The sequence below is a fragment of the Sedimenticola hydrogenitrophicus genome (genome assembly GCF_025175675.1).
GTDB lineage: Bacteria > Pseudomonadota > Gammaproteobacteria > Chromatiales > Chromatiaceae > Sedimenticola > Sedimenticola hydrogenitrophicus.
This window is the reverse complement of the sequence record NZ_JANIOA010000018.1, coordinates 1-21,345: the sequence shown is the minus strand read 5'-3', so window position 1 is coordinate 21,345 and position 21,345 is coordinate 1. Positions and strand designations below refer to the sequence as shown.

Genomic DNA, 21,345 nt, shown 5'->3' with positions numbered 1-21,345 from the left:
TGGAGTGCCATTTGACTCAGGATCGACGCAAACACCCGCGCTTCAAGAGCGGCCATCCGGCGCGACTGATACTGAGCGACTCGGTGGCGACGGATTGCCGGATCGAAAATTTTTCCCGGGGTGGCTTCCGTCTCGCCATCGACAGCGAGACGCTGCAGCGGATCGGACGTGAGGGCCGCCTCGATGCCCAGCGGTCGGTGGACGCGGTGGTGTTGTTGCAGACGGAGACGGATGCGCAGGAGCACCGCATACCGGTGCGGGTGGTGTTCGCATCCGACCAGGGGGTCGGCGCGATCTTCATGCACCCGGATCAACGGGTGCTGAGCTATCTGTCGCGCTCCTCCCTGACCAACAGGCAGCGTGCGGCCACCACAGGCGATACCCCGTCAACCAGAGCATTGCAGCAGATTCAGACGCAGCTGGTTCAGTCCCTCGGCAACCGCTATGCGGGCTTTATCCGGATCCTCACGGAAACTTTTCTGGAACAGGAAGATCAGGCCTCGCAACAGGAACAGCCCGATCTGCGCCACGGGCGGCGGGCGATCGAGGCCGGGGCGGCCGCGCTGAAGCAGCGCTTTCTTGAACAGATTGCCGGGAACTGGCAGCAGCTGCGGTATACCGAGACCGCTGCGGACCTGGCGATGGCGGATGACCAGAGCCTGGAACTGGTGGATCAGGATGAGTTTGACGAGTGGGCGGCGGTGGTCGCCACCTCCCGCCGGTTGGAGAGCCGCCTGTCGCAGACCCTGTTCAGACTCTCCCAGGCGATCGCCCGCATGCTCAAGTCGCCGGTCAGCAACGACAACAATCCCCTCTCCCCCTACAGCCTGTTGTGGGCCTTCAAGAAAAGCCTGGACCCCCTGGGCCTGAGCGTGTCGGTCAGGCACACCGCCTATGCGGTGTTTGCAGAACAGATCCTGGCCACCCTGGATCCGCTCTATCATCAGATCTACCAGCTGTTGGAGCAGCACGGCTTCGCGGTCGACCAGATTGCAGCAGCGCAAGTGCAATCGGCCCCCGTGGCGCAGACGGAAGCAGTCCCCGAGGCGCGGACCCGGCCCCGGCCCCGTTCCCTGGTTCAAACCCTCTCCGCCTTCATCGGACGAGCCCGGGACGACGGTCGGACGGAGAGTGCCAGCCACGTTACCAGCAACGCCGCCGTCGCCCATGCCCTGGAAGATATGGTGCAGGCGGATCAGCGCAACCTGGCCGATCGGGTGGAGCAGGCGCTGGGTGGCCACGCCGGCACCGAGGGCGCTGTGGAAGTGTCGGCCGAGGGCCGGCAGATCATCGACGCCACCGAGCAGCTGCTGCGCATGGCGCAACAGGATCCACGTCACAACAGCACCATGCGCCGCATCCTGCGGCAGATACAGCTGCCGCTGGCCAAGGCGGCGATCAGTGACCCGGCGGTACTGAATGATCCCGGCCACGCTTCGCGCCGGTTGCTGGACAATCTCGACCAACTCGCCCTGCTGACGCCGTCCACGGAGGAGTCCGTACTCGCCCGTGGCAGTGAGGAGAAGCTGCAGGCGATACTCCACTCCCTGGAGCAGGCCGGCGGCAAGGCCGACCTGGACCAGGTGACGCAGGAGGTGTCGACGCTGTTGCAGGAGCGCCGGGCGCAGTTCAACAGCAACCTTGAACAGGTGTTGGCCGCCTCCGCGCAAGCGCGGCAGTCGGTCGACGCCAGTTGTCGGATCCGCGCCTTCCTGAAGCAGGAGCTGGGCGGCTCGATCTCGCTGCTGGTTGATCAACTGCTGCGCCTGGGGTGGGCCGGTCTGCTGGTGCAGACCGCTCTGGCGGGTGAGGAGAAACAGAAGCACCTGGAGAGCTATCAGGGCGTGCTGAGTCTGCTCAACCGGGCATTGCGGCCGGATTCGCCGCATGCCTTTCTGCAACCCGAAAAGTGGGACAAGGTGTCCCGAATATTGAACAAGGGTTTTGCAAGATACCCGGTCTATCACACCCAGTCCCGGGCACTGATCGCCGAGTTCGGTGAGTGCCTGGAGAAGGGTAGCGCGAGCTATCGACTGCAAAACGAGCGCCGCATCGATGTCGACGAGGCCTATCTTGATCAGTTGCTCCCGGCCTCTGCAGAGGCGGCACCGGTAGCCGATTTGGAGAGCCGGATCGACCCGCAGTGGCGCTCCCGGCTGGCGGAGATCCGGATCGGTGACTGGGTGGCCGAGCAGCGCTCCCAGGGGCATGCGCGCATGCTCAATCTGGCGCTGCACGACGAGCTGGACAACCGTTTCCTGTTCGTCGACAGCAACGGTGTCAAGGCGCTGGATTGTACCGGTCACGAGATGGTGCTGCGGCTGCAGTCCGGCCAGCTTTCGCTGCTGGAGGATGCCGGACTGCCGATGGTGGAACGGGCGGTGGAGCGGGCGCTGCGGCTGAGTTTCGAGCAGTTGCGGGAGCAGAGCGACCGGGACAGCGTCACCGGTCTGATGAACCGCCGCGCCTTTCGGCGCGAGCTGGAGCGGCTGCTGGACAGTAGCCGCCATACACATAACCGGCACGCCCTGATCTGCGTCGACGTGGACAAATTCAGCCTGGTGAACGAACTCTGCGGCAGCGACGGTGGCGACCAGTTCCTGGCCAACATCGCCGGCATCTTTCGCAGCTTCCTGGACGGCAGTCACCTCCTCTCCCGCACCGGGGACAATGAGTTCAGCATCCTGCTGGAACAGATCAACCTGGACGGAGGCTTCCGCTTCGCCGAAACCCTGCGCAAGGCGGTCCAGAACTACCACTTCCAGTGGAGTGGCGAGCAGGTTACGGTGACGGTCAGTGTCGGCCTGGTCGAGGTCAGCAGCGATAGCGGGCAGGCGGAGGCGCTGATCCATGCCGCCCATTCGGCCTGCGAGGAGGCCAAGCATGAGGGCCGCAACCGCAGTCTCTGCTACCAGCAGGAGGGCGCGGTTTTTGAAGAGAAGCAGCGTCTGGTGAAGTCGGTCCCGCTGATTGAAAAGGCGCTGGAGCAAGATCAGCTGGAGCTGTTCGCCCAGTTGATCCAGCCGGTGTTTGTCGGCGATGGCCTGTCGGACCATCACGAGGTACTGCTGCGGCGTATGGACGAAAATCATCAGCCGATCAGCCCGGAGCAGTTTATCGAAGCGGCCGAGCACTACGAGCGCATGCAGGCGGTCGACCGCTGGGTGGTACAGCGCTTCTTCAACTGGGCCAACAACGAGCTGAGTGCCGAAACCGCCGGCTACCTGGGGGGGTTCAGCATCAACCTGTCCGGCCAGTCGATGGGCGACGAGAGCTTCATCCCGTTCCTCAAGGAGCAGATCCAGCACTCGGTGATCGCCCCCGAGAAGCTGGCGTTCGAGATCACCGAGACCGCCATGGTCAGCCAGCTGGGACAGGTTACGGCACTGATGCGGGAGATCAGGGCACTGGGCTGCCGCTTCTTCCTCGACGATTTCGGCACCGGCTACGCCTCCTACTCCTACCTGAAGGAGTTTCCGGTCGACGTGGTGAAGATCGACGGCATCTTTGTCAAGGATATTCACCAGGATGAGGTGAGCTGCGCCATGGTCAAGTCGATCACCGAGGTGGCCCATCACATGGGCAAGCTGGTGGTGGCCGAATTCGTGCATCACGAGGCGATCCTCAACGTCCTGCGCCGGCTGGAAGTGGACTACGCCCAGGGCTTCTGTATCGGCCGGCCGGGGCCGCTCAAACTGCTCTCCCGCTATAAGTCGCCGGTCTGATCGGTCGCGCCCACGGCGCGGCCGATCGGGTAGGCGAGTCTTGCATGCCTATCCATTGCAAGTGCCTCTGGTACGCAGGTTTTCATGGCGAAGATCGTAGGTTGGGGTGAGGAACGAACCCCAACATCATGGCGCCCACACATGAAGCTCCGTTGGGGTTCGCAGGCTCACCCCAACCTACGGCCTGGCCATCAAGTCCACCTGTGCATTCCAGCTTGGAAGGGTGGGCACGCTTTTTGTGCCCACGCGGAAGGTGCGGCACGGGGCAAAGCCGCTCCCGGCCATCCCTGGCCTACGCGGCATAAGTTCATCGCTGAACAAAAAGGAGGGCACAGACTACGTGCCCACCCTTCTATGTGACTTTCCATAAACAACCTGTGGCCGTGTCCACGGCAGGATCTGATATAGTCCGCAGATACAGGAAATGGTGCTGTTAGGGAGGCGAAGTGATGCATACAAGAACCATTGGCCCGTTCACGGTCTCGGCCCTCGGGCTCGGCTGCATGAGCATGTCCTGGGGCTACGGGGCGGCGGATGACGCCACCTCGGAGCGGTTGCTGCAGGAGGCCCTGGATGCGGGTTACACCTTTCTCGATACGGCGGCCATGTACGGCATGGGACACAATGAATCCCTGATCGGGCGTGCCCTCGGCCACCGGCGCGGTGAATTCACCCTGGCCAGCAAGTGCGGCATCGCCCGGGGCGAGGACGGCAACCTGAGCGTGAATGGCCGTCCGGAAGTCCTCCGGCGGACCTGTGAGCAGAGCCTGCGGAATCTGCAGACCGAGGTGATCGACCTCTATTACCTGCATCGGCTCGACCCCCAGGTGCCGGTGGAAGAGAGCGTCGGGGTGCTGGCCCGGCTGGTGGACGAGGGCAAGGTGCGCAGCATCGGGCTCTCCGAGGTCTCCAGCGAGACCCTGCGCCGCGCCCACGCCGTCCACCCGATCACCGCCGTGCAATCCGAGTACTCGCTCTGGGCGCGTACCCCTGAGCGCCGCATGCTCGCCACCTGCCGCGAGCTGGGGGTCGGATTCGTCCCCTTCTCACCGCTGGGCAGGGGGTTCCTTACCGGCCGTGCCCAGGACATCACCCATCTGGAAGAGGGGGACATCCGCACCAATGTCTGTCGTCCCCGCTTCGAGCCGGATAACTTCGCCACCAACCAGCGACTGCTGCAGCCGTTTGGCGAGATCGCCGCCGAGCAGGGCTGCAGCATGGCCCAAATGGCCCTCGCCTGGGTGCTGGAGCGGGAGGAGGGGACCCTGGTACCGATTCCCGGTACCAAGCATCCCGAATACATGCGGGAGAATGCCGCCGCCGGGAATATCCGGCTGGACGCCGCCGTGGTGGCGCGGCTGGACGGGCTGATCAATGACCGGACCGTCAAGGGCGAGCGCTATAACGCCCAGTTAATGGCATCGATCGATTCCGAGAAGGATTGAGATCGGTCGGCGTCTATAGGCTATCCTATAAAGGCCAGCTACAAACGGGTGGGAGGATAGGGCGTCCTATGGGCGCCAACGGCCCGATTCCGCTACAAGGGGCTATTTCGGCCTCCATTGTCCCGGATTATGAAAAAGTCGCTTGTCTTTTCATTGAGTTTTCAATAGAGTGCGACACATTGCAGTGTACTTGTAGTTTTTCGGCAGTTATCCTCTCGCAGTTCGTGGCAGATTCTTCCGTAAGCGCTTGGCAAGCGTCTGCATATCAAAGATCAATTTTTACAGAGGTTTTAGTAACATGGCTACAGGTACAGTTAAGTGGTTCAGCGACGAGAAAGGCTTCGGCTTCATCACCCCGACCGACGGTTCCAAGGACGTTTTCGTTCATCACAGCGCCATTCAGGGCGGCGGTTTCAAATCGCTGGCTGAAGGACAGACCGTCTCCTTCGACGTCGAGCAGGGCCAGAAAGGCCCCAGCGCGGCGAACGTCGTACCCCAGTAAAACGGGTTCGGGTGCCTGGCACCCGTGAAAAAGCCCCGCCACCCGGCGGGGCTTTTTTTATGGGCGAGCAGGATGGGTGGAGGAGGAACGACCTAACCCACCAACCCTTCTACCACACAGGGGTCGGAGTCAAGCCGTGCACCGGCGGCGGGAACTTCTTCCGAGTCCGAGCGGCTTGACTCCGACCCCTTCCCCCGCTTGGTTGTAGGAGGCCCGCCCCGGGCCGATTGTCCGCCCCCCTCCCGGTTAAGCGAGGTGCGCCGGGCTCTGGTACACTCAAACGTATTGGATAGGGGCGTATTGGGCAGGGCATCCACCAGGGCCATCGGGACGGGTTACGCATGTTTACCACCGAATTTCTCATCACCTCGCTGATTATCGTGATGCTGCCGGGGCCCGGTGTCATCTACACCCTCTCCACCGGCCTGTTCGTCGGCCGGCGCGCCAGCCTGGCGGCGGCGATCGGCTGCACCTTCGGCAGCATTCCCCATCTGCTGGTGAGTATCCTCGGGCTGTCGGCGCTCCTGCACCTGAGCGCGCTGGCGTTTCAGCTGCTCAAGTATCTGGGGGCGGCCTACCTGCTCTATGTCGCCTGGTCCATGTGGCGCGACACCGGCCACCTGCAGATCGACCAGCGGCGCTGCCGGCACGGCCTGCGGGCCATCGCCGTCAAGGGCTTCCTGATCAATATCCTCAATCCCAAGCTCTCCATGTTCTTTATCGCCTTTCTGCCCCAGTTCGTGCCGCTCGGCTCGGCCTCGCCGGCCCTGCACCTGGTGCTGCTGAGCGGCATCTTCATGCTCATCACCCTGGCGGTATTCCTGCTCTACGGCCTGTTTGCCGGCTCGCTGCGGGATTACGTGATCGGTTCCCCGCGCCTGTTGGGCCGCCTGCAGCGCGGCTTCGCCGTCGCCTTCGCTACCCTCGGCGCCCGCCTGGCGATGGCCGAAAGGTAGTGCCATGTACTACTTTGCCTATGGTTCGAACATGTCCAGCCGGCGCCTGTGGCAGCGCCTCGGTTCGGCCCGCGCGGTAGCGGTGGCGCGACTGCCGCGGCACCGGCTGTGCTGGCACAAGCAGGGGCTGGATGGCTCCGGCAAGTGTGATGCCGCCCATACCGGCGACCCCGGCCATGCCGTCCTGGGGGTGCTGTATGACGTGGCGGTGGCGCAGCGTGCGCTGCTCGACCGCGTTGAAGGGGTGGGCGCCGGCTACGAGGCGATCGACGTCGGTCTGCTGCTCGATACAGGAAGCTCCGTAGCGGCCTTTACCTATCGGGCGACCCTGATCGATGCCGACACCTTGCCCTTCCACTGGTACAAGACCCACGTGCTGCGCGGTGCGCGTGAGCATGGCCTGCCCGAGGAGTACATCGCCCGGCTGGAGGCGGTGCCATCGCGGGACGACCCGGACCGGGAACGGCAGCGGCGCGAGCTGCTGATATATCAACCCGGGGCGTTGGGGTAGCCTGCGAACCGCAACGGGGTTTCATGGGGGTTGTCATGATGTTGGGATTCTTTCTCACCCCAACCGGGATCCTGGCGGCAATGGTGGATGCGCCTACCGGCTTATCCACCCTACGCAACTGAAACAGCTTTACCCGGCAATATTAAATTGGAAGACTGCTGGGTCGGATTAACATAGCGTAATCCGACGAGAAAGCCGGAGGCGCAGCCGTCGGTTGCTATGCCAAGAATAAATGTCGTATGGTTATTCGCAGCAACTAAAAAAGTGGGACGAGGGGGGCGTATGTCGGAGGGATTGGCCGGAACAGGTTCATCGCATGCGGATATTCTGCAGACCATTATCGATTTCCTGCCCAGTGGCGTCACCCTGTTCGATACGCAGTTGCGGATGGTCGCCTGCAATGAACAGTTAAAGCGCTTGCTGGATTTTCCCGCGGCTCTGTTCGAGAACGGCTTACCGACGATGTATGAGCTGGCCATTTTCAATGCCCGTCGCGGCGACTATGGCCCCGGCGACCATGAGCGGTTGGCACAACAGGTTTTGGAGCGTGCACGCAACATGCAGGCGCACGTTTACGAGCGGACCCGACCCGATGGCACCGTGCTGGAGATCCGCGGCGCCCCGCTGCCGGATAACGGTGGCTTTGTCACTATCTATACCGATATCACCGAAAGAAAACGTGCCGAACAGGAGGCGAAGCGCTACGCCACCTATCTTGACACGGTGCTGAACACACTGCCGCAGGGGGTTACCGTGATCGATGAAAATCTCGACCTGGTGCTATGGAATCAGCGGTTTGTCGATGTGCTGGAGCTACCGCCTGAACTGATCCATGAAGGGGCGCGGCTTGAGGATGTGATCCGCTACAACGCGGAGCAGGGCGAGTATGGCGAGGTGGACCCCGAGGCGAAGGTGCGCGAGGTGGTGGATCTCGCCCTGCGTTTCGAGCCGCATCGCCTGGAGCGTACCCGACCGCAGGGTCAGACCATTGAGGTCGAAGGTCGGGCCATGCGGGTTGACGGCAAGGTGGCGGGATTTATCACCACCTACACCGATATCACCGAGCGCAAGCAGGTGGCACGGTTCGAACAATTTCGCAGCCATTCCCTGGAAATGCTCGCCAGTGGCAGGCCACTGCCGGAGATTCTCGATACCATTACTCACGGTCTGGAACAGCTCAATCCCGCCATGCTGTGCAGTATCGCCTTGCTGTATAGCGACGGCAGATACCTGAAAACGGCGTCCGCGCCCAGCCTGCCTGATTTCTATACGCGGGCCGTCGACGCCATCGAAATCGGGGCGGGCGTGGGATCCTGTGGAACGGCCGCCTTTACCGGGAAGCGGGTGATTGTCGGCGATATCATGTCACATCCCGATTGGTCGTCGTTGCAGGAGCTCGCGACCCGTGCCGCACTGGGCGCCTGCTGGTCGCAGCCGGTTCACTCCTCGTCGGGTCGGGTGTTGGGCATGTTGGCGATCTATCATCATCGCCCGCGCGTGCCCACGGAGTATGATATTTCCATCATCGAGCAGTCCGCCCACCTGGTCAGTATCGCCATCGAGCGCAGCGTCGCCGCGGACCAGGTGCGGCAACTGGCGTTCTATGACACGCTAACCAACCTGCCCAATCGGCGCCTGCTCAACGACCGCCTGGTTCAATCCCTGGCCGCCAACAAACGGAGTGGTCGTTCTGGCGCCTTGATGTTTCTGGACCTGGACAACTTCAAGCCGCTCAACGATGCCCATGGACACGTGGTGGGCGATCTGCTGCTGGTTGAGGCCGCGGCCCGGCTGAAAGGGTGCGTGCGCGAAATGGATACCGTGGCCCGGTTCGGCGGGGATGAGTTTGTGGTGATGCTGACGGATCTGAGCGCGGATAAGGCCGATTTGGTTTCGCAGGCCAGGAGCGTGGCGGAAAATATCCGCAATGCGTTGTCGCAACCCTATCGACTGGCCATCAGGCATCAGGGAGCGGAGGAGAGCCGGGTCGAGCATCACTGCACGGCCAGCATTGGCGTGGCCATGTTCGCCGGCCACGAGGCCAGCCAGAGCGACATCCTCAAATGGGCCGACAAGGCGATGTATCAGGCCAAGGAGGGCGGGCGCAATGCGATCTGCTTTTATGCTTCAGGGGCTTGCGTGTGCAACGACAGGTAGAGCCGCGATCGCCGCGTTTGTCATGTCGATCCCGATCCAGCTCCCTTCAATCGCACTGACGCATCCGATCTACATTCAATAATCAGAGGAAAATCGAAATCGATGAAAGCGACCTTGAAACCGGGCATTGTCTACGAACATAAATTTGTCATTCCGCCGGCCAAGACGGTGCCCTCCCTGTATCCGGAGTCGGAAGAGTTCCTCGCCATGCCAGAAGTTTTCGCCACCGGCTTCCTGGTGGGTCTGCTGGAGTGGGCCTGCATCAAGGCGATCAATCCGCATCTGGACTGGCCGCGAGAGCAGACCGTCGGCACTCATATCAATGTCAGCCACGAGGCGGCGACACCCCCGGGTCTTGAGGTCACCGCCCGGGTCCGGCTGGAAAAGGTGGAGGGCAAAAAATTGCTATTCAGCGTCGAGGCCCATGACGGCGTGGACCTGATCTCCCGTGGTGAACATGAGCGTTTCATTATCGACAAGGAGAAATTCGATGCGCGAATCGCGCTGAAGAGTAGTGCCGCAGATCGTAAGTCAGGGTAAGCCTGCGGACCCCAACGGGTTTACAGACATGCGTACGATGATGCTGGGGCTCGCTTCCCACACCAACCTACGGGCTGCGCACCCTGGTGGTTAACATTGGGCCTCCCCCTCCCGGGCTTGGCCTATAGTGTTAACAGTGAATCGAGATTGTCAGGCCACACACGGGTCAAGGAGAGCAGCCATGGCGTTAACCGAAAGGCAGCAAGAACTGTGCACCACTCACCCCTACGACTTCTCCGATCTGTCGGCGCTCTTTCTCAACTGCACCCTCAAGCCGACCGGTGTGACCTCGAACACCGAGGCGTTGATCGAGGTTTCTCGTGCCATCATGGACGCCAACGGTGTCAAGACCCAAATCCTGCGTCCGGTGGATTACCAACTGCCCCCGGGGGTCTATCCCGACATGACGGAACACGGCTTCCAACGGGATGACTGGCCGGAACTCTGTGAACAGGTCATGCAGGCACACATCCTGATCATCGGCACCCCGATCTGGCTGGGTGAAGAGAGCTCCGTATGCCGCCGTGTCATCGAGCGCCTGTATGGGGAGTCGGGGAGATTGAACGCCAAGGGCCAGTACATCTACTACGGCAAGACCGCCGGGACCCTGATCACCGGCAATGAGGACGGGGTGAAACACTGCGCCATGACCGTGCTGTACGCCCTGCAGCATCTCGGCTACACCATTCCGCCACAGGCGGATGCCGGCTGGATCGGCGAGGCGGGGCCGGGCCCCTCCTATGCCGATGAGGGCTCGGGCGGTCCCGAAAACGAGTTCACCCAGCGCAACACCACCTTCATGAGCTGGAACCTGATGCACATGGCACGCCTGCTGACCGATAGCGGTGGTATGCCGGCCCACGGCAACCAGCGTGACCGGTGGGAAGCCGGCTGCCGGTTCGATCACCCGAATCCGGATTATCGGTAGCCCGCGTAGCCTGGGCACCAGGAGCGTGCCCATCCGGCAAGTCGACGCGCCGGCGCGGCTACCCGCCGAGCCAGCCCAGCGCCAGGCCGGCCCACAGGGAGAGTGGCCGGGTCTTGATCAATCCGAGTGCCTCGGTCCGCTCCAGTACCAGGGGGCGGATGTCCTCCCCCTCGCGCGCCAACCCGTGATATCCAGCCACAGCCGTGGCGTCCACCGTGGCGCAGTAGAGATGCACCTGTTCGCTCGACAGGTGTGGTGCCGTCATATAGGTGCCGATCGGTTTGATCGAGTCGGGGATCAACCCGGATTCCTCGGTAATTTCGCGGGTTATCGCCTGCAGCGGCGTCTGCCCGTTCTCGATGCGGCCGGCCACGATGTCGACCAGCCAGGGAGAGAGACCGGCCACGTGCGCGCCGGCACGGTACTGTTCCACCAACACCACCTTGTCCGCGGTTGGATCGTGCAGCAGGGCGGCCACCACATCGCTGCGATGCAGGACTTCCCGCACCAGCGGACCGGTGGTGGTGCCGTCAAAGCGGTCATGTTCCACCGTCAGGCGACGCAGCTCGAAGAATCCCGTGTACTCGGTGCGGGTTTCGAGAATATTCGCTTTCAGTCGTTTGTCTGCCATGGCGTCATTGTGGATGAACCGCGCCGGGATGGCCATATCCCGCGGAACCCGGGCAGCCACTGCGCTGCTCCCGCAGGGTGGATGCGACCCGCCGATACCGGTTGAATCCCCTCCTGCCGCGGATTTCCAAAGCCCCCGCGTGTTCACTACTGACACGAGCTGGCATAGAATGACCGGTGACCTGTTCCTCTACTCATCGAAGCGCGCCACCACGGCGTGCCGTGGGTGATCACAACAACACTACCTGGGGGTGATCAGATGCGGCTTTTGACCTATCGCACGGGCGCGGGTGTACGCTGGGGGGTGAGCACGGCGGCCGGGGTATTGGATGTTGCCGCCGCCCAGCACGAATTCGCTGCTGATACCCGACCCTTCGAACCCGCCTGCGACCGGCTGCCCGGGTTGCGTGAACTGCTTGTACAGGCTGAGGGTCACGAGGATCTGTTTATCGACGAGGCCGCCCTGGAACTCGGCCCCTGCCTGCCGGTTGCCAACAAGATCATCGGCATCGGGCTCAATTACCGCCGCCACGCGCGCGAGGCCAACATGGCCGAACCGAAGGCGCCGATCCTGTTCGCCAAGTACAACAACTGTCTGGCCTCGGCCCGCGATAGCATCGACCTGCCGACCACGCGCCACCAGTATGACTACGAGTCAGAACTGGCCGTGGTGATCGGTAAGCGGGTCAAGCGGGTCGGCCCCGACGAGGCGCTGGACAGTGTGTTCGGCTACTGCGTAGCCAACGACCTGAGCGAGCGCGAACTGCAGTTGAGCGCCGGCCAGTGGACTATCGGCAAGATGCTCGACGGCTTCCTGCCGGTCGGTCCCTACCTGGTCACGGCGGAGGAGGTGGGCGATCCGCAAAACCTCGGTATCCGCTGCTGGGTAAACGGGGAGCTGCGCCAGAACTCGAACACCGCCGACATGATATTCCCGGTGGCCGAACTGATCAGCTACATCTCCTGTTACGCCACCCTGGAACCGGGCGACATCATCATCACCGGCACCCCCGAGGGGGTGATCCTGGGGATGGAGCACAAGGTCTGGCTCAAGCCGGGCGACGAGGTGGTGGTGGAGATCGACAAGCTCGGCCGCCTGACCAACCGCATGACCTGCAGCGACAATTGAAATCCGATTATTCGCCGGTGCGTCCCGTTGAGGGGTGGGAATGTCTGGGATTCCCGGCGATATGAGGATACCACCTCAACTGGATTTGGTTATCGCATTGACCCCGGCGATCCTTCGGCTCACTCAACTCAGCGATGCCGCTGCAAGAGAACGGATTCACAATCAGGTGGGTGGGTGTCAGTTATTTTTACACACCTGCTTGATAATCTAGTCATGTCCAATAATTTCCTAATGATTACAATGCCATAAGTACGTGGCGTCAAATTTGCATGCCTGCTTACCGAAGCCTCAGCTAATTGATAATACCAAAGGAGGTAAGGAAAATGAGCCTTGCAAAAACAACGGTCATGCTTCTTGTTTTAATGTGTGTCGCCCAAGGGGCAACGGCCTCATTGGTCACCAACGGCGGGTTCGAGACGGGCGATCTCACGGGATGGACATGCACGGGAGCAGACAGCTGTCTTGCCGACACCGGGTCATTAACCCCTCACAGCGGAAGCTGGTACCTGGAAGGGTTCGACAATACCGGCTTTGCGACGTTATCGCAGACCATTACAACGGTAATCGGCGTCGACTACGAGCTGTCCTTTTACTCCATTGTCTCTATACAAGATCCTGCAAACATATTGAATTACGCAATCACGGGATATGCACCGACACTGGTTGCCGACACCTTGAGTTGGCTTAATACAATGAGAACATTTACCGCCACCTCTACAAATACAGTGATCAGTTTCATGTTTGAAACGGATTCCGGAACAGGGATATGGGGCATCGACGATGTGTCGGTAACCAGCGCAGTTCCTGAACCGGCAATTCTTTCCCTGATGGGACTCGGCCTTCTGGGCATGGGTTGGCAGCGACGCAAGGTCGGATAGGTTATCGGCTTCCCCCGGTAAAAACCCCTTTATGGTTTTCCATAAAGGGGTTTTGTGTTGTCTAACGAACAGTGGTTTCGGGTGTACCCGCTAGTGCACGGAATTCTCATCCCGGTAGGCCTTCGGGCTGACGCCGATTTTCTTTTTGAACAGCCGGGAAAAGTATTGCGGATAATCAAATCCCAACCGGTAGGCGACCTCGGCCACGGTGACATGGGGCTGCAACAGGAGATCCTTGGCCTCATCCAGCAGGTAGAGGTGGATATGTTCCAGGGCGCTTTTGCCCGTCTCGGCCTTTAACATGTCGCTGAGATAACGCGCGGACATGCCCATTTTTTGGGCGATCTCCTCTATCCGGGGGGTTCCCAGCAGTTGCAGTTTCCCCTCTTCAAAATAGCTCTGCAGGGCGTCCTCAAAACGGCTTGCAATCTCCCGGGAGAGATCGGTGCGATCCAGGAACTGCCGCTTGTAATAACGATTGGCATATTTCAACAGGGTATCGACCTGTGACAGCAGCAGGTCCTTGCTGAACTCGTCCTGGTTGCTGCGGTATTCGGCGTGAATGTTGTTCAGCAGGGCGCGCATCTGCGCCACTTCCTTCGCCGAAAGATGGAGCGCCTCATTCACCGCATAGGAGAAGAAACCGTATTTCTTGAAATCACTTCGGATTTTATGCCCGCGAATGAAATCCTCATGGATGAACAGCAGCATGACGTCCGAGGAGACCACCACCTCCGAGAAGGTGAGCTCCTGGCGCGGGGCGGTGAACATCATGGAGCCGTTGGTGAAATCGTACTTCGTTCGTCCATAACGCAACTCGCCGGAGATGATGTCCTTGATGGCTATCGCGTAGAAATCGGTTGAATAGCTGAGCACCCCTCCCTGGCAGCACGAGGCGTCGCCCGAAACCAGCCTGTCCGTGACATACACGTACAGCAGCGGATGCTCCGGCTCCGGCAGGCCCATGGCGCGGGTGAATTCAGTGATGGTTTTATAGTGCATATGCGTCTGTACCCTGGAGTATTCGCGAAAAATGTAGCAATTCACCTTGGGTGTCTATATCGGTCTTCGCCGTCGGCATCGGCACCGCAATGACCTGCTCTGCTTGTGCCTTTAACAGGCTCCTTGCGCCCTGATCGCCGGTCAGCTGTCGCAGCCGGTCGAAGTACGGGGCCGGAAACAGTGCCGGCACCCCCGTCCTGTCGGCGTATCGGGCAGCTACGAGGGTTGTGCCGTCGAAGCGGTCGATCAGCCGCGCATAATCGCGCCGCCCGACGGCCACCTGATCGGCCAGCGCCAGCATGATACCGTCATAGGCCGCCCGTTGGCCTATCTCGGTCACGCCCCGGGCGATCGAGGAGCCAAGCCCCGAACGCCACGCCGGATGCACGATGATTTGCGACAGCTCGCCGATCAGTGGCCGTACCTCATCATGATAGGCGCCGAGCACCGTGTACAGGTCTCCCCGGAACAGCGGCACGAGCCGTTCAAGCGTGCGCACCAGCATCGCCTTGCCCGCGATCGGGGCGAGCTGCTTCCTGCCGCCGAAGCGGGAGCCCGCTCCCGCCGCCAGAACCAGGCAGGCGAGGCGGCTCATACGGCTGCCACCTGCGGCAGCGGGTGCACGCGCTGCTGATATAGCACCGCGTGGCACTCGGCCAGGATGGAGAGGGCGATACTCTCCGGCAGCTGTCCGCCGATCTCAAGACCGGCGGGGCCGGAGACCGGACAGGTCAGGTCACCTTCGCGCAATCCGGCACGTTCCAGCACCTGCCGGTAGCGATGCCGCGGACCCAGCAGGGCAATGTGCCTGAGCCCGCCCTGCTGCAGCTGCCGCAGGCCATCGGCATCGAGGTCGATGTTGTGGGACATCAGTACGGCAGCATCCACCCCCTCTGCCGCCACGTAGCGGGCGAGTCCGTCGCCGGTCTCCCTGAGTATGGCATCGGCGCTGGGGAAGTAGGTCTGCCGCGCATTGGCCGGGCGCGGATCGACCAGGGTGATGTACCAGCCCAGCTCCTTGGCGATGCGCACCACGGGGCGGGCATCGACACCCCCGCCCAGCACCAGCAGGTGCGGCTCCGGGATGATCGGCGTCACCAGCCAGCCGTCCGCCATTACGCTACGCGCCAGGGGGCGCCGTTCGCCCGCCTTGAAGTACGCGTCGGTACCGCCAATCCGCTGGTAGTAGGTGCCGGGCTGCCGGTCGCGCAGGGCCTGCGCCACCGCCTTCAGGTCCAGGTCGTTACCGGCGCTGAGTGGCTGCAGCATGATGTAGACCTTGCCGCCACAGCCGATCCCCAGCTGGAATGAGAGGTCATCCTCGTCGCTGCCGTCGTACACCAGGGTGAGCGGGCGGCCGCTGCGCATCACCTTGCCGGCGTTGCGGACGATGTCCGACTCCAGGCAGCCGCCGCTCAGCAGCCCGTATTGCTGCCCCAGGCCGTTGATCAGCATCATGGCGCCTGCCTTGCGGTAGGCGGAGCCCTCGGTTTTGTACACAGTGCCAAGCACCCATTCGGTCGCGGTCTCGGCCCGCAGCCAGGCGCCCAGCAGATCGGAGAGTCGATTGCTCATAGCGGATCGCCTCGCTCGTTGTCAGTGTGAATGGCCATTCGCTTTCTCCCGACACCAAACTAAACCAGCTTGAAACCGGATCGGGTGATCGGCAGTTGCGTGATCCGCCGGCCGGTGACCGCGAAAATCGCATTGGTCACGGCGGGGCCGGTGGGTGGCACGGCGGGTTCGCCCACGCCGCTGGGCGCCTCGCCGGAGGGCACGATGGACACCTCGATGCGCGGCATATCGGCCATGCGCAGCGGCGCGTAATCGGGGAAGTTGCTCTGCACCACCACGCCCTCTTTCAGCGTCACCTCGTTACGCAGAATCGCCCCCAAAGCAAATCCCGCACCGCCCTCCATCTGCGCCGAGATCACATCGGGGTTGACCGCGACACCGCAATCGACGGCGAGGTAGAGCTTGTCCACGTGCACCCGATCATCCTCGACGGTGACATCGGCCACGGCCGCCACGTAGGTGTTGAATGAGAAATGACAGGCGAAGCCGCGCCGCTGTCCCGCCTGCCAACCCGACCGGTCGCGAACCGCCTGGATGACTCCGGCCAGCCGCCGCTGCCGGTTATCGGATGGATCCAGCAGGGAGAGCCGCATCGCGACCGGGTCCTGATTCGTCTCATGGGCAATCATGTCGAGCAGGCTCTCCATGGTGAACGCGGTATGGGTATGGCCGACCGAGCGCCACCACAAAACCGGAACAGGTGAGTGAAAATCGGCCACTCCCACGGCCAGGTTGGGAAGCTGGTAGAGCGTATCGGCGACACCCTCGACGAGCGTGTGATCCACGCCATCATGCACCGACACCTCTTCAAACGACGTACCCTTCATGATTGATTTGCCGGCGATGCGGTGATCCCAGACCTGGATCTTCCCCGCCTGGTCGAGGCCGATGCGTGCCCGGTGTACGGCCATCGGGCGATAGTAGCCCCCGCGGATATCGTCCTCGCGGCTCCATACCAGCTTGACCGGTATCCGCTTCCCGAGCAGGGCAAAGGCCATGGCGGCTTCCACCTGGTAATCGGCGGTCGGTGTGGCGCGGCGTCCGAAGGAGCCGCCCGCATAGAGCGTATTGATCTCTACCTGCTCGGGCTTGAGGCCCAGCACCTGGGCCACGGCGCCGTGGGCAATCGCCGGGAACTGGCAACCGTCATGGAGGGTGACCCCCCGGTCGGTCGGCTCGATCACGCAGCAGAGCGGTTCCATCGGCGCATGGGCCAGAAACGGGAAAGAAAATTCCGCCTCTATGGTCCGCTCGGTGTCGGACAGCAGCGCCTGTGCCTGCTCTGTCGAGAGTGCCTTGCGTGCCTGGAACTGGGGAGTGGCGGCCAGCTCCTGGTGCGCCTTGAACAGCGCCTCGCTGCTGCGCATCTCCGCCTGGGAGAAATCCCACTCGGCCCGGATCGCCTCGCGTGCCTTGAAGGCGGTCCAGGTGTGCTTTCCGAACACCGCCACCCCGGCGCGATTTGGCAGGGTCTGGGCGCCGATAAAGTCAGGTACCTGTTTCGCCCCGGACGCCTCAAAGCTGTTCAATGCGCCGCCGAACCGGGGGCTGCGCAGGATAACCGCATAGACCATGCCGGGCAGCTTGACGTCCATGGCGAAGGTAGCCGTACCGTCCGTCTTGGCGCGGCTGTCCTTGCGCGGCAGACGGCGCTTGCCGATCAGCTTGAACTCACTGGCCGGTTTCAGCGCCGGCTCCGGGTTCGGTTCCAGGCTGGAGGCCAACTGGACGAACTCACCAAAGCCAGCCTTGCGCTCCCCGGCGCTGATCACCCCGCCGTCGACGGAGATACGCGCTGGATCGATCCCCCATTGGCGGGCGGCGGCGCGCACCAGCAGATCACGCGCGGCCGCACCGGCCTGGCGATACTGCATGAAGGAGTTGGCGATGGCGGTCGAGCCGCCCGTCCCCTGTGCACCAAACAACAGGTTTTTGTATTTCTCATTATCCGAGGGGGCGAACTCGGTCCGAATGCCATCCCAATCCGCGTCCAGCTCCTCGGCCACCAGCGTGGTCAGCCCGGTGGTGGTGCCCTGGCCCATCTCGAAATGTTTCACGATGACGGTGACCACACCCTCGTTGTCGATGCGCACAAAGGGGTTGAAAACGGTCGCTTCGCTGCCTGCCGCGAGGGCACCACGGATATTCAGGCCGATCACCAGGGCGGCGGCGCCACTGGCGGTCGCTTGCAAAAACTGACGACGGGAAATTTCCATGTTCATGATTCATGCCTCCAGTTTCTGCGCCGCCAGCTTGATGGCGTCCTTGATGCGAACATAGGTTGCACAACGGCAGGCATTACCCGACATAAAGCCGTCAATATCCTCATCCGAGGGCGCCTGGTTCTGTCGCAACAGACCGATCGCCGACATGATCTGCCCGGACTGGCAATAACCACACTGCACCACGTCCCGCTCACGCCAGGCGGCCTGCACCGCCGCGGCAACGGCGTCATTCACCCCCTCGATGGTGACGATCTCGCCACCGGCCACGCTCTCGATCGGCGTGGAACAGGAGCGCACGGGGGTGCCGTTGAGGTGCACCGTGCAGGCGCCACAGGAGGCGACGCCACAACCGAATTTGGTGCCTGTCAGGTCGAGTTGGTCTCTGAGTATCCAGAGGAGCGGCGTGCCGGGCTCGGCATCCACGCTGTGCTGTTGACCGTTGACTGTTAACTGAATCTGCATGATGGCCTCCTTGCGGGGTATCTGGGAGGAACCTATTGTGGCGCGCAGCGCACTCCGAAAAGAATAGACAAATTTACGTAATCCGCGCACATTTTGACGAAGCCGGATCACGCGCGCGTGGGTATTAAAGTAGCCGTCAGGTCAGGAGGCCGCTGTTCAAAGGAAGTGAGGAGGGGGCGGGATTGAATTTCAGACAGCTACAGGGGGTGGTGATTATTGGATCTCGCCGTTGGCTTATTAGATGCGATTCAGGTCAGACGAAAAAACTGCGGTAAAAACACATCACCCGAAAATTTAGTCCGTAGGTTGGGGTGAGCTTGCGAACCCCAACGGTTTTTAGTAATAGGCGTCAGGATGTTGGGATTCATTCCTCACCCCAACGGGCTGGTTAGAGATTCATACATTTCGGCTCTTCCCATGATGCATTCGGTTTAGCTTTCAATCCCTTCATTTCAGCCAATATGGCTGGATCGCGTTTTACAATGTACTCACTAATAGAGCCAGTAGTGTCTCTTTCAACGAGAGACGCTATGACATGCATTTCTCTATTTGCTGCGATTTCCGCTTTTTCAAGTGCTTCTGTATTACATCCATGAGTAAGGTAGTCATGGAATTCACGATACCTCTCTAAATGATTGACTGAATTCATTGCCTGTACTCTGCGTAATTCGATGCTGAACTCTGAGAGTTGATTCTTCATGGCAGATCTTGCAGAGATCTCAGCCACTATTACCAATGAAAGCAGCCACACAATTACTATCAACACTTTCTTTTTCATTTAATCTCTAATGCCGCCAACACGCGCAGCTTTGTAGTGACGGCGAAGTCGCAACGGAAAAGCTGTCACCGTGAGCCATCATGGCATTGAACACCCTCCTGTTAGAGATGGGTGTTCGTTTTATCCGGGATGTTAATTCCCTCACCGAGCGATTTGTTAGCAGGCATTTCAGATAGTTCGTATTTTGAAAATAGCTGAAACGAAGCCCACACAATTCCAATAATCACCGCTAAGCCCGTAAAGAAGAATGCCCAACCAGATGAAGCAATAACGACTTTTAGCGGCAGAACAACCAGAAACAATAAACCTATGTAAATATAACCATGGTTTGTATCAATATATTCTGCCCCACAACCAGAACACTTTATTTTCTTTTTTACTTGCCGGGTTGGTATTTGCGCATTACATACTTTACATTCCATGTTCGTGCCTTCTAACATCTAGCACAGCGGCGTAGCTTCGCTACGTCCAGCCCCGAAGGGGGGGTATTTGGGATCAGTGTGAAAACACATCGCCAGAAATATTTAGTTTTTACACTGACCCCAAACATTATATGTCAGGTGGCTGAGTTTCAAATATCAGCTTAAATTTTGTAGTTGCCACACCTATCTCAATTATTGTTCGTAAGAAACACAAATTTATCACTGCTGTCCCATAAACTTTAAAATGACTGTTCGTCGGGACCTGGTTTTTCTACAAACTCATTAGGCAATCACATAAACAATATATCACCTTGTTTAGGCGTTACTTTTCCCTCTCGGGGGGATATCTTTAACAGCTAAACTTGCACTCTCCTTTAGTAAATAAAGGTGATGGACAATTGTCTCAGTGAGATCCAGGGAGAAAACGACTTGGCCGTTGTTGGGCACAAACCCCCTATGAATTGATGCATGGCCGAGTTCAAGTGCCTTGTCAAGTATCTCGAGTTGAATCTTGGAAATATAACCTTCGATTTCGAAGGCCTTAAGGTTTTTCGTGAACGAGCCTTGATCTCCAATCTTATCAATCATAATCGCCTCAAGAATGGCGCGGACTCCCATAGCGGCCAAGCTTGGACAGTCGTTTTGCAAAGCAGAATATACCTCTTTCATTAACTTTGTAATATGCCACTCTGTATCTAGCTCACGAAACCATGTTGGTTGTTTTCTGAATATCGTTGGAGGGTAATACCGGGTATTGACTACAGGGCGCCCATCTGCCTCTACATCTTCACTGAACCAATCATTGTGCTTGATTTTCACGGCATCACATCCATTACATTGGAGGACCGTATAAGAATCACCCCAGCTGACTTCAAACTGCCCTTCAAAGACTTCTGAGTCGGTTCTGCGTAAAACATTCTTCACTGTGTAATTAACGGAAGGCCCGCACGAATTGCAAAGGTCTTTAATTACTTCGCCAGTTTTCATCAAACGCAGCCTCTCATTGTTTAGCGTAAATCTAAATATTTATGGTCGAAATATTGATATTATGCCAGTAATGCTCTGTGCAACAATGCACCTACGGCAGCAAAAGCCAACAGATAAGGTACATAAAGATCAGTATACGCTTTATTTGCAAACACAACTTTACTCCAGGCGCCTATCTTTATTCGTTCAAAGGCCATAAACGGTAGTTGATGAACGACACTATCGGGGTGAAAATCACCTTTTTTGTTTTCGACTTGAAGCACAATACTACGCGCAAAAACGTTGCCACCTAAAAGAACATTAACCGGTATTGGAATAGATTCAATCTTTTCATCATCGTCGACAAATGTCTGCCAGCCTTCCGTATTTGCGATACCTGACATCTCTTTGAACTCGGTAATTCTAGTACCAACAAATGCTTGATACCATTTCGAGTCCTCCATTGTTTTCCTGACTAAATCTCTTAGTTGTGCGTGCTCTGGTTTTACATAAA

Annotated in this window: 20 protein-coding genes; 10 read left to right on the top strand and 10 right to left on the bottom strand. The window is 59.7% G+C overall.

From position 1 onward, the window contains the following. Window positions 1–11 precede the first annotated feature (11 nt). The 8 genes from NPX02_RS11330 (at window position 12) to NPX02_RS11295 (ending at window position 10,764) form a co-directional block, all read left to right on the top strand. Window positions 12–3,725, top strand: coding sequence for a DUF1631 family protein (locus tag NPX02_RS11330; RefSeq protein WP_260293688.1), 3,714 nt, complete (start codon window positions 12–14; stop codon window positions 3,723–3,725). A gap of 449 nt (window positions 3,726–4,174) precedes the next feature. After that, the gene (locus tag NPX02_RS11325) at window positions 4,175–5,170 is read left to right on the top strand and encodes an aldo/keto reductase (protein ID WP_260293687.1); all 996 of its coding nucleotides are present in this window, start codon (window positions 4,175–4,177) and stop codon (window positions 5,168–5,170) included. 298 nt (window positions 5,171–5,468) lie between these two features. Continuing rightward, window positions 5,469–5,672, top strand: coding sequence for a transcription antiterminator/RNA stability regulator CspE (gene cspE / locus NPX02_RS11320; protein ID WP_260293686.1), 204 nt, complete (start codon window positions 5,469–5,471; stop codon window positions 5,670–5,672). Window positions 5,673–6,013: 341 nt separating this feature from the next. After that, window positions 6,014–6,628: a LysE family translocator gene (locus tag NPX02_RS11315; RefSeq protein WP_260293685.1), complete on the top strand. Its 615-nt coding sequence runs from the start codon at window positions 6,014–6,016 to the stop codon at window positions 6,626–6,628. Window positions 6,629–6,632: 4 nt separating this feature from the next. Further along, on the top strand, window positions 6,633–7,139 hold the full coding sequence (locus NPX02_RS11310) for a gamma-glutamylcyclotransferase family protein (RefSeq protein ID WP_260293684.1): 507 nt from the start codon (window positions 6,633–6,635) through the stop codon (window positions 7,137–7,139). 282 nt (window positions 7,140–7,421) lie between these two features. Next, a complete protein-coding gene (locus NPX02_RS11305; RefSeq protein ID WP_260293683.1) occupies window positions 7,422–9,296 on the top strand; it encodes a PAS-domain containing protein in 1,875 nt (624 codons plus the stop codon). Window positions 9,297–9,398: 102 nt separating this feature from the next. Continuing rightward, complete coding sequence (locus NPX02_RS11300; RefSeq protein WP_260293682.1) at window positions 9,399–9,836, top strand: thioesterase family protein; 438 nt, start codon at window positions 9,399–9,401, stop codon at window positions 9,834–9,836. A 181-nt stretch (window positions 9,837–10,017) separates the two neighbouring features. After that, complete coding sequence (locus NPX02_RS11295) at window positions 10,018–10,764, top strand: flavodoxin family protein (RefSeq protein ID WP_260293681.1); 747 nt, start codon at window positions 10,018–10,020, stop codon at window positions 10,762–10,764. A 58-nt stretch (window positions 10,765–10,822) separates the two neighbouring features. Here the strand turns inward: NPX02_RS11295 and NPX02_RS11290 are convergent, their stop codons facing one another. Next, entirely contained in the window at window positions 10,823–11,455 is a 633-nt protein-coding gene (locus NPX02_RS11290; RefSeq protein WP_260293680.1) for an NUDIX domain-containing protein, read from the bottom strand. Between the two features lie 198 nt (window positions 11,456–11,653). Here NPX02_RS11290 and NPX02_RS11285 point away from each other — a divergent pair, with 198 nt between their 5' ends. Then, window positions 11,654–12,523 (top strand): fumarylacetoacetate hydrolase family protein, encoded by an 870-nt coding sequence (locus tag NPX02_RS11285; RefSeq protein WP_260293679.1) that lies wholly within the window; start codon window positions 11,654–11,656, stop codon window positions 12,521–12,523. A 323-nt stretch (window positions 12,524–12,846) separates the two neighbouring features. Continuing rightward, the gene (locus NPX02_RS11280; protein ID WP_260293677.1) at window positions 12,847–13,401 is read left to right on the top strand and encodes a PEP-CTERM sorting domain-containing protein; all 555 of its coding nucleotides are present in this window, start codon (window positions 12,847–12,849) and stop codon (window positions 13,399–13,401) included. Window positions 13,402–13,491: 90 nt separating this feature from the next. Here NPX02_RS11280 and NPX02_RS11275 read toward each other — a convergent pair whose 3' ends face one another. The 9 genes from NPX02_RS11275 to NPX02_RS11235 all read right to left on the bottom strand — a co-directional run. Beyond that, entirely contained in the window at window positions 13,492–14,403 is a 912-nt protein-coding gene (locus tag NPX02_RS11275) for a helix-turn-helix domain-containing protein (protein ID WP_260293676.1), read from the bottom strand. After that, window positions 14,393–14,998, bottom strand: a complete 606-nt coding sequence (locus NPX02_RS11270) for a nucleotidyltransferase family protein (protein WP_260293675.1) — start codon at window positions 14,996–14,998, stop codon at window positions 14,393–14,395. The genes NPX02_RS11275 and NPX02_RS11270 overlap by 11 nt, the downstream gene beginning before the upstream one ends. After that, complete coding sequence (locus tag NPX02_RS11265; protein ID WP_260293674.1) at window positions 14,995–15,978, bottom strand: XdhC family protein; 984 nt, start codon at window positions 15,976–15,978, stop codon at window positions 14,995–14,997. Before NPX02_RS11265 ends, NPX02_RS11270 begins: the two co-directional genes overlap by 4 nt. Window positions 15,979–16,037: 59 nt before the next feature. Further along, window positions 16,038–18,200, bottom strand: a complete 2,163-nt coding sequence (locus tag NPX02_RS11260) for a xanthine dehydrogenase family protein molybdopterin-binding subunit (RefSeq protein WP_260293672.1) — start codon at window positions 18,198–18,200, stop codon at window positions 16,038–16,040. A gap of 3 nt (window positions 18,201–18,203) precedes the next feature. After that, window positions 18,204–18,665 carry a (2Fe-2S)-binding protein gene (locus tag NPX02_RS11255; RefSeq protein WP_260293671.1) on the bottom strand — a complete coding sequence of 154 codons (462 nt, stop codon included), beginning with the start codon at window positions 18,663–18,665 and terminating at the stop codon, window positions 18,204–18,206. Window positions 18,666–19,053: 388 nt separating this feature from the next. Next, complete coding sequence (locus NPX02_RS11250) at window positions 19,054–19,443, bottom strand: hypothetical protein (RefSeq protein WP_260293670.1); 390 nt, start codon at window positions 19,441–19,443, stop codon at window positions 19,054–19,056. Between the two features lie 101 nt (window positions 19,444–19,544). After that, window positions 19,545–19,865: a hypothetical protein gene (locus NPX02_RS11245; protein WP_260293669.1), complete on the bottom strand. Its 321-nt coding sequence runs from the start codon at window positions 19,863–19,865 to the stop codon at window positions 19,545–19,547. 315 nt (window positions 19,866–20,180) lie between these two features. Then, entirely contained in the window at window positions 20,181–20,852 is a 672-nt protein-coding gene (locus NPX02_RS11240; protein WP_260293668.1) for a DUF4145 domain-containing protein, read from the bottom strand. A gap of 59 nt (window positions 20,853–20,911) precedes the next feature. After that, window positions 20,912–21,345 (bottom strand): hypothetical protein (locus tag NPX02_RS11235; protein ID WP_260293667.1); only part of this gene is annotated, 434 nt, incomplete at its 5' end.

Excerpts from the sequence above, each read along its gene's own strand:
- NPX02_RS11305 (WP_260293683.1), top strand. The coding sequence starts at position 7,422 with ATGTCGGAGGGATTGGCCGGAACAGGTTCATCGCATGCGGATATTCTG.
- NPX02_RS11310 (WP_260293684.1), top strand. The coding sequence starts at position 6,633 with ATGTACTACTTTGCCTATGGTTCGAACATGTCCAGCCGGCGCCTGTGG.
- NPX02_RS11270 (WP_260293675.1), bottom strand. The coding sequence starts at position 14,998 with ATGAGCCGCCTCGCCTGCCTGGTTCTGGCGGCGGGAGCGGGCTCCCGC.
- NPX02_RS11325 (WP_260293687.1), top strand. The coding sequence starts at position 4,175 with ATGCATACAAGAACCATTGGCCCGTTCACGGTCTCGGCCCTCGGGCTC.
- NPX02_RS11245 (WP_260293669.1), bottom strand. The coding sequence starts at position 19,865 with ATGGAATGTAAAGTATGTAATGCGCAAATACCAACCCGGCAAGTAAAA.
- NPX02_RS11315 (WP_260293685.1), top strand. The coding sequence starts at position 6,014 with ATGTTTACCACCGAATTTCTCATCACCTCGCTGATTATCGTGATGCTG.
- NPX02_RS11295 (WP_260293681.1), top strand. The coding sequence starts at position 10,018 with ATGGCGTTAACCGAAAGGCAGCAAGAACTGTGCACCACTCACCCCTAC.
- NPX02_RS11275 (WP_260293676.1), bottom strand. The coding sequence starts at position 14,403 with ATGCACTATAAAACCATCACTGAATTCACCCGCGCCATGGGCCTGCCG.
- NPX02_RS11265 (WP_260293674.1), bottom strand. The coding sequence starts at position 15,978 with ATGAGCAATCGACTCTCCGATCTGCTGGGCGCCTGGCTGCGGGCCGAG.
- NPX02_RS11255 (WP_260293671.1), bottom strand. The coding sequence starts at position 18,665 with ATGCAGATTCAGTTAACAGTCAACGGTCAACAGCACAGCGTGGATGCC.
- NPX02_RS11260 (WP_260293672.1), bottom strand. The coding sequence starts at position 18,200 with ATGAACATGGAAATTTCCCGTCGTCAGTTTTTGCAAGCGACCGCCAGT.
- NPX02_RS11240 (WP_260293668.1), bottom strand. The coding sequence starts at position 20,852 with ATGAAAACTGGCGAAGTAATTAAAGACCTTTGCAATTCGTGCGGGCCT.
- cspE (WP_260293686.1), top strand. The coding sequence starts at position 5,469 with ATGGCTACAGGTACAGTTAAGTGGTTCAGCGACGAGAAAGGCTTCGGC.
- NPX02_RS11285 (WP_260293679.1), top strand. The coding sequence starts at position 11,654 with ATGCGGCTTTTGACCTATCGCACGGGCGCGGGTGTACGCTGGGGGGTG.
- NPX02_RS11300 (WP_260293682.1), top strand. The coding sequence starts at position 9,399 with ATGAAAGCGACCTTGAAACCGGGCATTGTCTACGAACATAAATTTGTC.
- NPX02_RS11280 (WP_260293677.1), top strand. The coding sequence starts at position 12,847 with ATGAGCCTTGCAAAAACAACGGTCATGCTTCTTGTTTTAATGTGTGTC.
- NPX02_RS11250 (WP_260293670.1), bottom strand. The coding sequence starts at position 19,443 with ATGAAAAAGAAAGTGTTGATAGTAATTGTGTGGCTGCTTTCATTGGTA.